The 13,755-nt window shown below is 51.6% G+C and carries 11 protein-coding genes; 4 read left to right on the top strand and 7 right to left on the bottom strand.

What is annotated here, in order from left to right; genetic code table 11:
• Nucleotides 1-2,093 precede the first annotated feature (2,093 nt).
• The 3 genes from KOO62_10800 to KOO62_10790 all read left to right on the top strand — a co-directional run bounded on the left by KOO62_10800 (nucleotide 2,094) and on the right by KOO62_10790 (nucleotide 6,687).
• Complete coding sequence (locus KOO62_10800) at nucleotides 2,094-3,068, top strand: thrombospondin type 3 repeat-containing protein (protein ID MBU8934480.1); 975 nt, start codon at nucleotides 2,094-2,096, stop codon at nucleotides 3,066-3,068.
• A gap of 225 nt (nucleotides 3,069-3,293) precedes the next feature.
• The gene (locus KOO62_10795) at nucleotides 3,294-4,658 is read left to right on the top strand and encodes a hypothetical protein (GenBank protein MBU8934479.1); all 1,365 of its coding nucleotides are present in this window, start codon (nucleotides 3,294-3,296) and stop codon (nucleotides 4,656-4,658) included.
• A 199-nt stretch (nucleotides 4,659-4,857) separates the two neighbouring features.
• Nucleotides 4,858-6,687 (top strand): DUF4153 domain-containing protein, encoded by a 1,830-nt coding sequence (locus KOO62_10790; GenBank protein MBU8934478.1) that lies wholly within the window; start codon nucleotides 4,858-4,860, stop codon nucleotides 6,685-6,687.
• Nucleotides 6,688-6,807: 120 nt separating this feature from the next.
• On the opposite strand, the gene KOO62_10785 is transcribed toward KOO62_10790, so the two are convergent.
• The gene (locus KOO62_10785) at nucleotides 6,808-9,261 is read right to left on the bottom strand and encodes a prolyl oligopeptidase family serine peptidase (protein MBU8934477.1); all 2,454 of its coding nucleotides are present in this window, start codon (nucleotides 9,259-9,261) and stop codon (nucleotides 6,808-6,810) included.
• Nucleotides 9,262-9,586: 325 nt separating this feature from the next.
• Between KOO62_10785 and KOO62_10780 the strand changes: the two genes are divergently transcribed.
• Nucleotides 9,587-10,051 carry a response regulator gene (locus tag KOO62_10780; protein ID MBU8934476.1) on the top strand — a complete coding sequence of 155 codons (465 nt, stop codon included), beginning with the start codon at nucleotides 9,587-9,589 and terminating at the stop codon, nucleotides 10,049-10,051.
• A 57-nt stretch (nucleotides 10,052-10,108) separates the two neighbouring features.
• On the opposite strand, the gene nrdR is transcribed toward KOO62_10780, so the two are convergent.
• The 6 genes from nrdR to KOO62_10750 all read right to left on the bottom strand — a co-directional run.
• Nucleotides 10,109-10,561, bottom strand: coding sequence for a transcriptional regulator NrdR (nrdR, locus tag KOO62_10775; GenBank protein MBU8934475.1), 453 nt, complete (start codon nucleotides 10,559-10,561; stop codon nucleotides 10,109-10,111).
• Nucleotides 10,562-10,602: 41 nt separating this feature from the next.
• Nucleotides 10,603-10,920, bottom strand: a complete 318-nt coding sequence (locus KOO62_10770; protein MBU8934474.1) for a divalent-cation tolerance protein CutA — start codon at nucleotides 10,918-10,920, stop codon at nucleotides 10,603-10,605.
• On the bottom strand, nucleotides 10,920-11,213 hold the full coding sequence (locus KOO62_10765; GenBank protein ID MBU8934473.1) for an MTH1187 family thiamine-binding protein: 294 nt from the start codon (nucleotides 11,211-11,213) through the stop codon (nucleotides 10,920-10,922). The genes KOO62_10770 and KOO62_10765 overlap by 1 nt, the downstream gene beginning before the upstream one ends.
• Nucleotides 11,214-11,242: 29 nt before the next feature.
• Nucleotides 11,243-12,490, bottom strand: a complete 1,248-nt coding sequence (locus KOO62_10760; protein MBU8934472.1) for a serine hydroxymethyltransferase — start codon at nucleotides 12,488-12,490, stop codon at nucleotides 11,243-11,245.
• A 123-nt stretch (nucleotides 12,491-12,613) separates the two neighbouring features.
• Nucleotides 12,614-12,829, bottom strand: coding sequence for a hypothetical protein (locus KOO62_10755; GenBank protein ID MBU8934471.1), 216 nt, complete (start codon nucleotides 12,827-12,829; stop codon nucleotides 12,614-12,616).
• Nucleotides 12,830-13,036: 207 nt separating this feature from the next.
• Nucleotides 13,037-13,755, bottom strand: a 719-nt coding sequence (locus KOO62_10750) for a saccharopine dehydrogenase (GenBank protein MBU8934470.1), incomplete at its 5' end; no start/stop codon positions are given.

The following is a 13,755-nucleotide window of genomic DNA, read 5'->3' as shown; positions in this document are numbered from 1 at the left end:
TCCCAGTATTCCGATCTGAGTTAAGATTGTTGGTTCGCAACGAAGAGAGCTATCCGCTTGTTCTGGCTGTGTCGGCTCTACGCGATCTCAGCGATTTTTCTCCTGACAAGAGTTTCCTTGGTGGATATTCGAATGTGGCCGAGCAGGCCGCTCGCGTTGCCCAACCGGGACTCGACGAATTCACCGAGCAGGAGCTGGTGATCTGGGCCGGAATCAACGACAAGGTTGAAGCCCCGCGTACGGCTGTCACATTCCGCGGATATTCGTCATTCCCCGAAGATTATCTCTTCGTCGTGGATCCGGTTAATGGGGAGATTTTGTATACCGAGAATTTGATTATCTTCGAAGACATAGATGGAAGCGTCAATGGCATGGCTACCGAAGGTATTGGTGCGGAGCACTGCGAAGATGAGGTGCTTCAAGTACTACCCTGGGCACGGGTGACTGCGAATGCATCGGTCGCCTACACTGATGAAAACGGTGACTTCACTATTTCGGCCTCGACTCACAGCGCCGAGTTATTAATCTCGACGATGCAGGGACAGTGGTTCCACGTGACCAACTACACCGGCACCGACCTGGCTGATACAATTGTGGCTACCCAAGCGGGTGCTCATTTTGTACATAATTCAGCCAATACCAGCGAATCCGTTCGCGCCCAAGTCAACGCTTATGTCGAAGCCAATAAGGTGCGCGATCGTGTTATTCAGCACAACCCCTCTTATCCATACATGGATGCAACTGAGTTCCCGGTTCGTACCAACCGTACCGACGGCTACTGCCCCGGCAACGCCTGGTATTCCCCCAGCGAGCAGTCGATCAATTTCTGCTCCTCTGGAGATGGATACCCCAATACGGCGTGGTCATCGGTAATTCACCACGAGTACGGTCATCGTCTGGTCAACGCGGCCGGTAGCGGCCAGGATCAGTATGGAGAGGGCATGAGTGACTGTATGTCGGTGATTCTGTTGGACTCACCTTTGCTCGGCTTAGGATTCTTTGGTAATTGCTCCCAGTCGTTGCGCAACGCCGACAACGACTACCAGTATCCATGCACGGGGTCAGGCCATGACTGTGGGCAGCTACTCTCAGGCTGTGTTTGGGACACCCGCAATGAGCTGGCAATCACAAATCCGGATACATACATTGATATTCTATCCTACTTGGTCGTTAACAGTATTTTACTGCATACAGGAGATCAGATTACGCCGCAGATCACGATTGATTTCCTGACTCTCGATGATGACGATGCCAACCTTGACAATGGTACTCCCCACTTCTGGGAAATCTGCGCTGGATTCAGTGCTCATAATATGGGCTGCCCGGAGTTGTCTCCGATCTGGTTCGAATACCCGGACGGGAAGCCCGAATCAGTAGTACCGGGCATGCCGACCGACTTCACGGTTATCGTTAATGCCAGCAGCAACGACCCTGTCCCAGGAAGTGGTCAGTTCTTCTACTCGATTGATGGTAGCGGATTCACTACCGGGGCAATGACCGAGACTGCTCCCAACGAATACGACTGCACCTTGCCGGCAGTTAACTGCGACCAGTCTTTAGATTGGTATGTCAGTGCTATGGCCGATGGATTTGGTACTTTCACCGATCCTGGTGGTGCACCCGGCTTTTCTTATGACGTGTTGATCGTCACCAGCGTAGACACGGCCTTCATCGATGACTTTGAGAGTGACCAGGGTTGGACAATTTCAGGCGGCTCGTGGGCACGAGGCACACCGACCGGTGGCGGCGGCGAATACGGTGGTCCGGATCCGTCTAGCGGTCATGACGGTAGCGCCAATGTCTTCGGCTACAACCTCAGCGGTGATTACGAGAACAATATGTCGGAAAGACATCTTACCAGTCCAGCCATCGACTGCTCCGGTATGAACGGTACGATTCTTGAGTTCTGGCGCTGGCTTGGCGTCGAGCAACCGATCTATGACCACGCCTATGTCCGTATCAGCACCAATGGCTCAAATTGGACTACTCTATGGGAGAACACCGGCGATGTATCAGACGCTTCCTGGTCGGAACAAAGTTTTGACATCTCTGCCATTGCCGATGGTGAATCCACAGTATATATCCGTTTCACGATGGGCACTACCGACGGTGGCTGGCGTTATTGCGGATGGAACATCGACGATCTGATTATCTATAGCTTCCAATGTGACGAAGGGTCGGATGCTGACAGTGATGGTATCGAAAATGGCTTAGACAATTGTCCCTATACTTATAATCCGGATCAAGCCGATGGCGACAGTGACGGCGTAGGTGATGCATGTGATAACTGCCCGACCACACCTAATGCCGATCAAGCCGATGGTGACAGTGACGGCATTGGCGACGTCTGCGACAACTGCCCGACTACTCCAATTGCCGATCAAGCCGATGGTGACAGTGACGGCGTAGGCGATGTTTGCGACAACTGCCTAACCACACCTAATGCCGATCAAGCCGATAGTGACAGTGACAGCATAGGTGATGTTTGCGACAATTGCCCGACCACACCTAATGCTGATCAAGCCGATGGCGACAGTGACGGCATAGGCAATGTTTGCGACAATTGCCCGACCACACCTAATGCTGATCAAGCCGATGGCGACAGTGACGGCATAGGCGATGTTTGCGACAACTGCCCGACCACTCCTAATACCGATCAGGCCGATGGTGATACGGACGGCATTGGCGATGTTTGCGACGTCTGCCCAACCGATCCCGACAATGATGTCGATTCCGATGGCATCTGCGGTAACTTAGACAATTGTCCCACCATATCGAATCCCGACCAGGAAGATGCCAACAGTGACGGTGTGGGCGACGCATGTTGCTGCCTTAATCGAGGCAATGTTGATGGCATCAACGGTGACGGCGAACCGGTCGACATAGCCGATCTGACCTACCTTGTGGCCTATCTATTCAGTGGCGGATTGCTTCCACCCTGCCTGGAGGAGGGCAATGTCGACGGAATACAAATTCCTCCGGGAGGCCCGATTGATATTGCGGACTTGACATATCTTGTTGCATTCCTCTTTACTGGTGGCCAAACCCCTCCGGACTGTCCCTATTAATCCTGTTTTATATCCTTTGAGAATAAACTATATTTCGGCCACTCGATCTTATGATCGGGTGGCCGTTTCATTCATGCAAATTCACACTTACGAGCAGTTCGCGTCTGCCCACTCCTTGACAGAATACAACTTACAGGCTATATTTTATGAGTACTATCGATTACGCTCTACTCAGCTTAGCTAGTTTAACTTGTTCGGCACTCGATGGACAGGGAGGATGAATTCATGAAATCACAAACTCTCAGATTGTACACAATTATCTTGATGCTCTTAATAGGAGTGACTTCGTATGGGGCCAGCCGAATTGTCATTGAACCCGTAACTGGGATGTATAACGATTCAACAGTGCTGGCAGGCTGCTCTGTCAAGTTCCTGGCCCGGCTGACAAACACTGGCGGCAATACAATCACCGCCCTCACGAACGGTTTCCGGATATATACTCATGATTATGGTTCCTACACTAATGGCTTTACGCCTGTAAAAAGCGACCTGTTGAATGTCGGCATAGAGACTATGCTTGATGGTGGATTCTTCATTAACCATTTCAGTGTGAATGGCATCGGAGCGGATACGATTGGCTTCGGTGGCTTCAAGCTGTTTGGGACTGGCATTCCAGATGGTTTTGATAACTGGATGTACTGGATAGAGACAACCCCGCTCAATCATGGGGATGTGCTATGCATCGACTCTTCATGGTATCCCCCCGGTGGTGCCTGGAGTTGGTCCACGACTCCTGGGGGCCTTGTCATACCCGAGTGGTCCGGTCCTTACTGCTATGATGTATTCCTTTGTCCATGCGGTAGAGTAAACCTGTCTTATACTCCTTCGAGCATGTCTTTCGGCAGTTGTTCTACAGCCGAGTTCTTCATCAGCGGCGGGAATATTGACATACCGGAATACCCGGTACACTTCAGCGTCATCTACGGCCCCGGCATAATGATCCAGCTTGACGATACAAGTGCGATCTGGACTTATCAGCCGACTGCCGCCGACATTGGCAATCCGCAGACTGTGAAGGTCGAGGGTTACAGTGAAGGTTCTTGCACGAGCACGTTGATTACGGTGAACTTCTACGCCGAACCCTTAGACCTGGTTTCCGGCTGTAATGACACGGTACAGATTGATGCCGGAGAACTTGTCACACACCGGCTCACCGCCTGTGCGGTGGCAAACTTCTATATTGCCGACATCAACCCAACTCCGAATGGTAGCCTTGACATGAATTATTCGTCGGGCCTCATCACATTCAGCTCAGCCCCTGACGATCGCGGCATGTTCGTTGTTGAGGGTTGTGCCACTGATAACACCGACACCGTCTGCTGCCCGGTCGTGTTCTTCGTATCATCCGACGTATGTCTCAATCGAGGTAATGTTGATGGTATCATCGGTGACGGCGGACCGGTCGACATAGCCGATCTGACCTACCTCGTAGCTTATTTATTCAATGGAGGATCGCCGCCACCCTGTCAGGACGAGGGCAACGTTGATGCAGTGGCTGGCTCTGGAGGACCGATTAATATTGCGGACCTGACCTATCTGGTTGCCTATTTATTCACCAGTGGTCCACCACCGCCACCGTGTCCGAACTAGTGTGATCTACCTCCCGTCCGGGGATACACAATTCCGACCGCCCGGGTTTATGACCAGTTTGGCATCCGCACCTTAAAACTTGACGTCTGCGTGAAACGCGGCTAACGTTTGGGTAGATAATTGAGACGGAAATAATCGTCCGGTAGTCCTGTGACATCCACCACTGATTCGTTGTTTGCCGGCCAAGGGGAGTGAGTCAATGGATTTTCTAGAAAGATTCCCTTCATACGATCTTGTTGCCAAAAGTGCCATCCGAGCGGCTGCCCGTTTCCCCATGACATTGGTTAGTGCCTTTGTTGGATGTGTGGCGACCATCGTCCTCATCGAACAGGGCAACAATGCGACGGGCGATACATTCGTCAAGCTGATGATCGTTGCCAGCATGGGCTTACCCCTGTTTACCGCCCTGACCACCTTTGCGGAAAAACAACGCCTACGCCTCGCATCCAGATTCCTGATCGAGGGGCTGGCAGTTGTGCTGCTCACTGTTTACTACTTCTCTATGCCCGAATTTATGCGCGACGATGAGGTGCATCTGATTCGCGCCGTGTTGTTGAATATAGGCTTTCATTTCCTGGTGGCCTTCGCGCCGTTTTTGGGCAGGCAACAGGTTCAGGGATTCTGGCAATACAACAAGACATTGTTCTTGCGAGTCCTCACCTCAGCCCTGTACTCCGGTGTTTTGTACGTGGGCCTTGCAATAGCCCTGGCCGCAGCCGATCACCTGTTTGGTGCTGACGTCAAGCCGGACCGCTACGGGGAACTCATGATAATCATTGCGGCCATCTTCAACACCTGGTTCTTCCTGACCGGAATTCCGGAGGACCTGGACGCTCTGAATCATAGAGAGGACTACCCGAAAGGCATCAAGGTCTTCACACAGTTTATTCTGCTACCACTGGTGGCTCTATATTTTCTGATTTTGATATCCTACGAAGCGAAAATCATCATCACCTGGAACTGGCCTCGGGGCTGGGTGTCGCAGTTGGTGCTATGGTACTCGGTCGTGGGAATGCTCTCGCTATTGCTGCTGCACCCCCTAAAGGAAAAGGTTGGCAACAAGTGGATGCGGTCCTTCTCAAAGTGGTTCTTCCGGGGCTTGATTCCTCTGGTGGTGATGCTCTTCCTGGCCATTACCGTGAGAATACAGGACTACGGCATCACGGAAAACCGGTATTTTGTCCTGGGCATGGCGATCGGCTTAACTGTAGTGGTGCTCTATTTCGTGTTCAGAAAAGCCGGGGATATCAGGATAGTCCCGATCGTTCTCTGTCTCATGTCGTTGCTGTCGACGTACGGGCCATGGAGCGCTTTTTCGGTCTCGAAGGCCAGCCAGCAAGGACGGCTCGAAACCTACCTGACACAGAATGGAATGCTGATTAACGGAACGTTACAGGCGGCTCCGGATGAAATAAGCACCGAAGATGCGCGAGAGATGAGTAGTATTGTGAAGTACTTGAATGACTGGCATGGCGTGCGATCATTCTCCGCTTGGCTTTCAGATAGCGTCGTGGCCGATCTGGATTCCGCTAACGTCACTGGCGGCACCAAGGCTATCACTCTTGAGCTCGGTTTCGAGTACGTTTCGCCATACCGGCATGTGCCGGACTCGGGCAGATTCCGTTTCTATAGCCAGAACAGAAGCGTGATAGATATTACCGGTTACGACCACCTGCTTCAACTTCTTCGACGCGGACTTGATGATTGGGCCGAGCTGGGTGTAGTTGCCGGTGACTCTTGTTTTTGGCTGATTGAGGATAGCACATCGGTTGTCAAGGTTCGTTTTGGAAGTCAGCCTGACTACTATTCATACGTCCAACTGGACCTGCACGAGCCAATCACAAAGCTGATCGATTCCCTTGGTCACGGAAGTGTCCCTATTGATGAGTTGGCTTTTGATTTCTCGGAAGGCGAATGGGCTGTTCGGATCGTTTTCACTGCTTTGTCCGGCGATGTACGCGACGATGGAGTGGGTGTAACCCGGGCTGACGGGTATCTGCTTGTTCGGGATCGCGAAGAGGACAAGTAGGCACCTGCTATCCCTAATCACAGCAACCTCTCCTCCTCCGTGCTCTTAACAACAGTTCTGCGAATAGAAAAAGGCGCGGCATTGCTACCGCGCCTTTTTCATAATAAGACCTAGTGAGTTTTATTCTCCAGTGGATGCATTCTTCACATATGTGTCAAGCCAGTCAGCCATCTCATACAGGACATGCATGACCGATTCCCGCGCCCGGTAGCCGTGACTTTCGTGCGGCAGCATCACCAACCGTGCGGTCGCACCTTGACCCTTGAGAGCGGCATAGAATCGTTTGCTCTGAAGCGGGTACGTTCCGCTGTTATTGTCGGCCTCACCGTGTATGAGCAGAATTGGTTCGTTCACTTTATCGGCATGCATGAATGGCGACATGGCAAAGTATACTTCGGGTGATTCCCAGAATGTCCGTTCTTCGGACTGAAATCCAAACGGTGTCAGGCTTCGGTTGTAAGCTCCGCTACGGGCGATACCAAGTTTGAACAGGTCTGAATGCGCCAATAGATTGGCTGCCATAAACGCTCCGTATGAATGCCCACCAATAGCCAACCGTTCGGGATCACCTACACCGCGCCGAACAACTTCGTCGACAGCCGCTTGAGCGCTGGCCACCAGTTGATCGATATAAGTATCGTTGGGTTCTTCGTCCCCTTCACCGACGATGGGCATTGTGGGATCATCAAGAACAGCATAGCCGTGTGCCAGGAATAGAAGCGGCGAGTACCAGCCCATACGTATGAACCGATACGGCGAGTCCGTCACTTGCCCGGCGGCATCAGCGCTCTTGTATTCCTGCGGATAAGCCCACATCAACATCGGAAGTGGACCATCCTCGACCTTGTACCCGTCCGGCAAATACAGCGTCGCTGTCAATTGTACTCCGTCGGTACGTTCGTAGCGAATCATTTCCTTCTGTACATCTTTCAACTGCGGCGTGGGGTGCGGGAAAGACGTAATCTGTCGCAGACCGTCCTTTTTGAGGTCACGCATGAAGTAGTTCGGCGGCTCGGTCACCGACTCCCGACGAGTCAGAAGGAGACGCTTCTTGGGGTCAATCAACCGCACGGGGCGTTCATAGTAGGGTTCCTGGGAATGGAACAGCCGTTTGTGCTCAAGTGATTTCAGATCAAATTCATCGAGGAATGGACGATCTCCTTCGGGAGAAGCCCCGTCACCTCTCATGAACAGTGTTTTGCCTTTGTCAGGCGTAAGCAGGACATAAGTACCTCTGTCGGTGCGACGCATTAGCGGCGTACCTGGATCGCCATAGCGATCTTCCCAGGACCTGTCGACCAATAGCCGCGGTTCCTTTTTCGAGGAGCCGGGGTATACGTGCCAGGCTTGAATCTGTCGTGTCTTCCACCACCACCCGGAGACAATAGCCAGGTTCTTATTGCACCATGACACGTCTTCAAATCTGATACTAAGCGTAATCAACTCTATTGGCTCGCCATCAAACGGAGCCTTCAGCATCGACACCCGATCACGTTCCTCGGCCTCAACGCCGGCATCGCCGCCATCAAGAGCTTCCGTCCAATAGAGTGAGGCATCGACATCGGCGCGCCATCCGATTGACCGGCGTCCGGTACGGGTCGATCCAAACGGTACGGGGATATTATCTGCCAGAGGCAGATCGGCAACTTCGTAAATAACTTCACCGTTAAGATTCCAGACTTCCGTTCGGACGGGAAAACGATAGAACGGCACAGTATATGAATATGGACGATGAAGAGTCTCTACCAACAGATACTTAGCATCCGGCGACGGCACAACATCGCCTATGACACCAGGATTTCCCAGAGAGGTGATCTCTTCTTCGAGCGTCACCTTCACCACCTGACTGGTGGCATAGTAATCAAACACTGCCTCGTCATAGGCATTAGTGAGCAAATCCTGATATGTACGAGCCGGGGCTTTGCGACCCAGATTCTCCTGGATTACCGGACCGACAGGAACCATCGGTTCGTTAAGGGCTTCACCTCGGTCGGAAGGAATTGTGCGGGCTACTATCGTCATGTTGTCCGAAAGCCACTCAAACGGACTGCCATAGGCATCATTGAGATAAAAATCACCAAGCCTCGACGCCGTGCCTACTTCAATATCAGCCACCCAAAGCTCAATTCCGTCAGAAGTGGTTTGCGAAAAAGCAATGAGTCGCCCATTGGGGGACCAGTCAACGTTGGTCAGGTGCGCATTCTCTGGCAGGCCGGAGAGGCTGCGCTCAGAACCATCTGACATGTCCTTGATGATGATTTCATTGTAGTACCAACCGCGACTCGGGCCATTAGTGCGGGGGTTGATCCGCAGCCCGGCCAGACGCAGCTCCGGTTGCGAGACGGTTTCGATCGTTGGCAACCCCGGGTATTTTAGCAGTAACATCCAGTCACTATTAGGACTAAACGAAGACCGAGGCGTAAACGGTGCATCAATAACGTTCGCTATCGACTGCGGAGGCATCATGTACTTCTGCTCCGGTTCCTGGGCAACGCCGCTTAGGGCCATCACTAACAACAATATCGATACGACTGTCAGCAAACGGCCAATTGGAAGATTTGAGGGATTACTCATTGAGATACTCTCCTTATGCAACCACTGATTATTGTTCGTTTGGAACGATATAAAACAAACATCTACGTAGCAAGCAGTTTGGTTGGAACGTAACATTGACGACCCAGTTCAAACCTCCCTCTCTTTCGATAGAAGGGAACAACCTCTAATCGTGTACAGTAAATCTACAATCTCAAACCTGTGTTGTTATTGCGCATAAGCATATAAATGTTGTAACTCGTTGTAATATCATGTTATGGCAGACGCCGAGCATTTCAGGTCAACAGAAGATTCATCTCGTCAACGCCGATAAGAGAGTCAAGATTTTGATTGTTGGGAGGACTCTATGTTGACGCAACCGTTGCTGATTGTACATATTGAAGACAATGACAGCCACGCTCAATTAGTATCGGATGTGGCCACCCAAGCAACCATGCCCTGCCGGGTGATACGTTTTGTTGATGCCGAATCCGGACTTGACTACCTGCAAGGGGACCTTCAGTCCTTCCACCGTGATCAGCATCCATATCCGAACTTGATTCTGTTGGAGCTTGATTTACCAGGCATGAGTGGTCTGACTTTTCTCCGTCATGTCCGTGCCCATGAGAGAACAAAGGGAATCCCGATTGTCGTCCTGACCAAATCCGCCAATGAGCATGAAATCACGGCCGCCTATCGTTATGGCGCCAACAGCTATGTTGTTAAACCAGCCGACCGGGACGATTTTCTTATAAAGCTCACAGAACTGAGTATGTACTGGCACATGACTTCGGAAATTCCCCACCCGGCTCAATCGGCGGTTGTCGTTTAGACGTATACTTCGGAATATTCATTCGCCGGTGACTTCAGGTGGGACACCCGGCGAAAGCTATTTATCCAACAGCTTCTTGACTTCTTCGAGAAACTCAGCGGTATCCTGGAACTTGCGATAGACCGATGCAAACCGTACATAGGCAATGTCATCCACCTGTCGCAGGCGAGCCATGACCATCTCACCGACATCCTGGCTGCTGACCTCGTTGCGGCCAAGCTTGCTGACCTCCGCCTCGATTTCGTCCACCATCGACTTGATCTCTTCGCGCGAGACAGGGAGTTTGTTGCAGGCCAGTTTGATACCCTGTTCGATCTTACTGCGATCGAACGGTTCACGCCGACCATCGGATTTTAGCAGTGTCACCTGGCGGTGTTCGACATATTCGTAGGTGGTAAATCGATGTTTGCATTCAAGACATTCACGCCGCCGTCGAACGGCGCTGCCGTCTTGTGAAGGCCGACTATCGACGACCTTATCTTCCTCATGTCCACACTGCGGGCATTTCATATTGTTAGACTGGTGTTAAATTCATACTAAAGGAAAAGCGCCTATGGCGCCATCTCCATCTTGATCCAGGCGAGGTAGTCGGAGTGGCCTTCGGATAGTGGCACCGCAATTATCTCCGGCAGATCATAAGGATGATTATCCACCACCCAGGCACGAAGTGCCTCAAATTTATCGCTAGTCGTCTTGACAAAAAGTAATGCCTCTTCGTCATACTCGACCTTATCGTCCCATCGGTAATAAGATTCGATCCGGGGAATGATATTGACACAGGCGGCGAGGCGGTTCTCGACAAGCCCCCGCGCAATCCGCTTCACCTCGTCACGAGGTAAAGAGATAAACACAACGCGAATATCCTCAATCATTTCCTCACCTCCCGTCCGAGCCTTTTTTCAACTGCGGCTATTTTACCCGTTAGTCGGCCACGAGCATTTTTACGGTCGTCGATAGTAATGCTGATATAGATACGTTCGTGTCCGCGACGGCGCAGCACCTTCCGCGCCTTGTTGAGCACTTCCATCACGCGTGTCCATTCCCCTTCGATAATCGTAGACATAGCTGTCAGTTTGTATGACAGTCCACTGCGGTCGATGATGTCTATCACTTTGGAGACGTCCTCCGAAACCGACGCTTTCCCCTTACTGGTCGGAAACATGGTTACTTGAAAGAGCACAACTCCTCCTTTCAATCGACATCATAATTCAACGGAAACTTCGCACATAAAGCTGCAACATCCAAGGCAATCTCAGCCAAGATTTCATCTTTGAGCCGTCTTCTGATTCCGCGATCAATATACTCGGCAATAATTTTCATCTCTTCCGGACCCATTCCGCGGGTAGTAACAGCCGGGGTGCCAATGCGGATACCGGAAGTCACAAACGGCTTCTCCGGGTCAAACGGGACAGTGTTCTTATTGACCGTGATGCCGGCTTTGTCGAGTGCCTTCTCCACTTTCTTGCCGGTCACCTTGGGTACATCGACAAACGACAACAACATCAAATGCGTATCGGTCCCGCCAGCCACAAGTTTGTGTCCATTTTCGGCCAGCGCGTATGCCAGGGTCGATGCGTTATCAATGACACGTTTCTGATATGCCTTGAACTCGTTGGTCATGGCTTCCTTGAATGCCACTGCTTTACCAGCAATGATGTGCATCAATGGACCACCCTGAATACCGGGCATGACGGTTCGATCAAGATCGGCGGCATATTGTTCCTTGCACATCACTACTCCACCGCGCGGACCACGCAAGGTCTTGTGCGTGGTGGAGGTAACAAAATCGGCCAGACCAATCGGCGAAGGATGATACCCGGCGGCGATCAGACCGGCAATGTGGGCGATGTCAACCATCATGATTGCCCCACAGGCATCACAGGCTTCGCGGATCTTCTCAAAATCAAGAGCGCGGGGGTACGCAGAAGCACCCGCCACGATCATCTTTGGCTGTACTTTTTCGGCTGTCTTGATAAGTTCGTCGTAGTCGATAACTTCCGTATCGCGATCAACCTGGTAGCCGTGGAATTCATAGAGTTTCCCTGAGAAATTGATCGGGTGTCCGTGCGTCAAATGCCCACCACAGGAGAGGTCCAATCCCATTACTTTGTCACCCGGATTGAGCATAGTAAAATAGACCGCCATGTTGGCTTGCGAACCGGAGTGCGGCTGGACATTGGCGTGTTCGGCTCCAAAGAGTTCTTTAAGGCGATCACGCGCCAGGTCCTCGGCAACATCGACAAACTCACAACCGCCATAGTAGCGTTTACCTGGATAACCTTCGGCGTATTTGTTTGTCATAACTCCACCACAGGCTTCCATCACCGCCCGCGAAGTGAAATTCTCCGAGGCAATCAGTTCGAGCTTGTCAAACTGACGATTGGTTTCGCCGACGATGGCTTCGTATATCTGCGGATCGGTTTCTTTGAGATATGACATACTAAATGTCTCCATCCAGAGTGTTCTTCACCAATTGGAGATAAGGTAGCCAAAACGGTCGCTCGGGTCAACCGGGGATGAGGAGTATGGACAGTTGTGTATATGGTCAGGTTGGCAAGCAACCTACTGCTGATTCTTCTTTGCCCTGACTTTGGCGAAATACTCGGGATCAACATAGGTCTCAGAATACCCACAATTGACACACACGAATGTCCTGCATTTGGCGGACATAAACAGAGACTTATGCACATCTGACTTGTAGTACACTTTACCGGCACTCAGAATCCAGCCCCTGTCAATGTCCTCACTCTGACATTTCACACATTTGCTCATAGTCATAGTATTCCTCCTTGCTTCACTCAATATACTCCGTGGGTGGGCAGGATATTCAGAGAGAACACAGGCATCACCTGCTTTTTTCCAGAGGTGAAGTAAGGTCTTCTCAGGTTGTTGTCGGGTTTCGCGGTCGCCAGAAACTCTCTGGGAACCCGACCTTTACAGGGACTACAGGAACTGGTAGACTTGGTCAACAGGGGGCGATACCCCCTACTCCCTGATATCCAGCTTAATGCCACGTTTCTTCAGTTGCTGGATAAAGGTCGTCGGGTTGACCACAATCTCCTGGGGTTTGCAACCGCGAGCAGTAATCTCCCCCGCCGCCGCCATCCAGGCAACGATCGCCGCCGGGAACGAAGTCATCCGCATCATTGATGTCAGTCCGGTCTTGTTGTCCTGGCGATCAATGACTTCATAGACTATTGTGCTGGTAGTACCATCCTTCTCACCTTCAAACACCAGACGGACAAGACTCATATCCGGCTCGCCGAAATTGAGGTTACGGTCAAGTACCGCTTTAAGAACCGAACGCGGTTCGACCTCAATACCGTCTACGTTCACTTTCTTGTGCGAAGCCAATCCAATCGCCAGCATCGGTTTGAACAAAGCACAGTGGCCCGGATAGCGGATCGTCTTGTAATCAAGGAAATCGATTTTGCCCCCGTAAGTATCCGGAAGAGTCGATGTTCCGCCAGAAGTATAGAACGCCTCGAATTTCCCCAACCCGTCAAACTCGAGTAGTTCCACAGCGGTCATGGGATTGACTGTTTTCTTGACGCCGTCCTCAAGAATCACGCAAGGCTCCCAATATTCGTTGATAAGCCCCTCAGCCGAAAAAAGCATCTGGTAGTTCAGAGGCGGACGCGGAGACTGCGGCAAACCGCCCACACGGATATTGACTGACGCAACTTTGTCAAACCGTGCCACAC

It is taken from the genome of Candidatus Zixiibacteriota bacterium (genome assembly GCA_019038695.1).
Classification (GTDB): Bacteria; Zixibacteria; MSB-5A5; order GN15; family FEB-12; genus B120-G9.
Note: the sequence above shows the minus strand (reverse complement) of the source record. Positions and strands in the feature narration are given on the sequence as shown.

What these genes read in the sequence shown, in the direction of transcription:
- KOO62_10800 (MBU8934480.1), top strand. Translation starts at nt 2,094, where the DNA reads ATGGGCACTACCGACGGTGGCTGGCGTTATTGCGGATGGAACATCGAC.
- KOO62_10795 (MBU8934479.1), top strand. Translation starts at nt 3,294, where the DNA reads ATGAAATCACAAACTCTCAGATTGTACACAATTATCTTGATGCTCTTA.
- KOO62_10790 (MBU8934478.1), top strand. Translation starts at nt 4,858, where the DNA reads ATGGATTTTCTAGAAAGATTCCCTTCATACGATCTTGTTGCCAAAAGT.
- KOO62_10785 (MBU8934477.1), bottom strand. Translation starts at nt 9,261, where the DNA reads ATGAGTAATCCCTCAAATCTTCCAATTGGCCGTTTGCTGACAGTCGTA.
- KOO62_10780 (MBU8934476.1), top strand. Translation starts at nt 9,587, where the DNA reads ATGTTGACGCAACCGTTGCTGATTGTACATATTGAAGACAATGACAGC.
- nrdR (MBU8934475.1), bottom strand. Translation starts at nt 10,561, where the DNA reads ATGAAATGCCCGCAGTGTGGACATGAGGAAGATAAGGTCGTCGATAGT.
- KOO62_10765 (MBU8934473.1), bottom strand. Translation starts at nt 11,213, where the DNA reads ATGTTTCCGACCAGTAAGGGGAAAGCGTCGGTTTCGGAGGACGTCTCC.
- KOO62_10760 (MBU8934472.1), bottom strand. Translation starts at nt 12,490, where the DNA reads ATGTCATATCTCAAAGAAACCGATCCGCAGATATACGAAGCCATCGTC.
- KOO62_10755 (MBU8934471.1), bottom strand. Translation starts at nt 12,829, where the DNA reads ATGACTATGAGCAAATGTGTGAAATGTCAGAGTGAGGACATTGACAGG.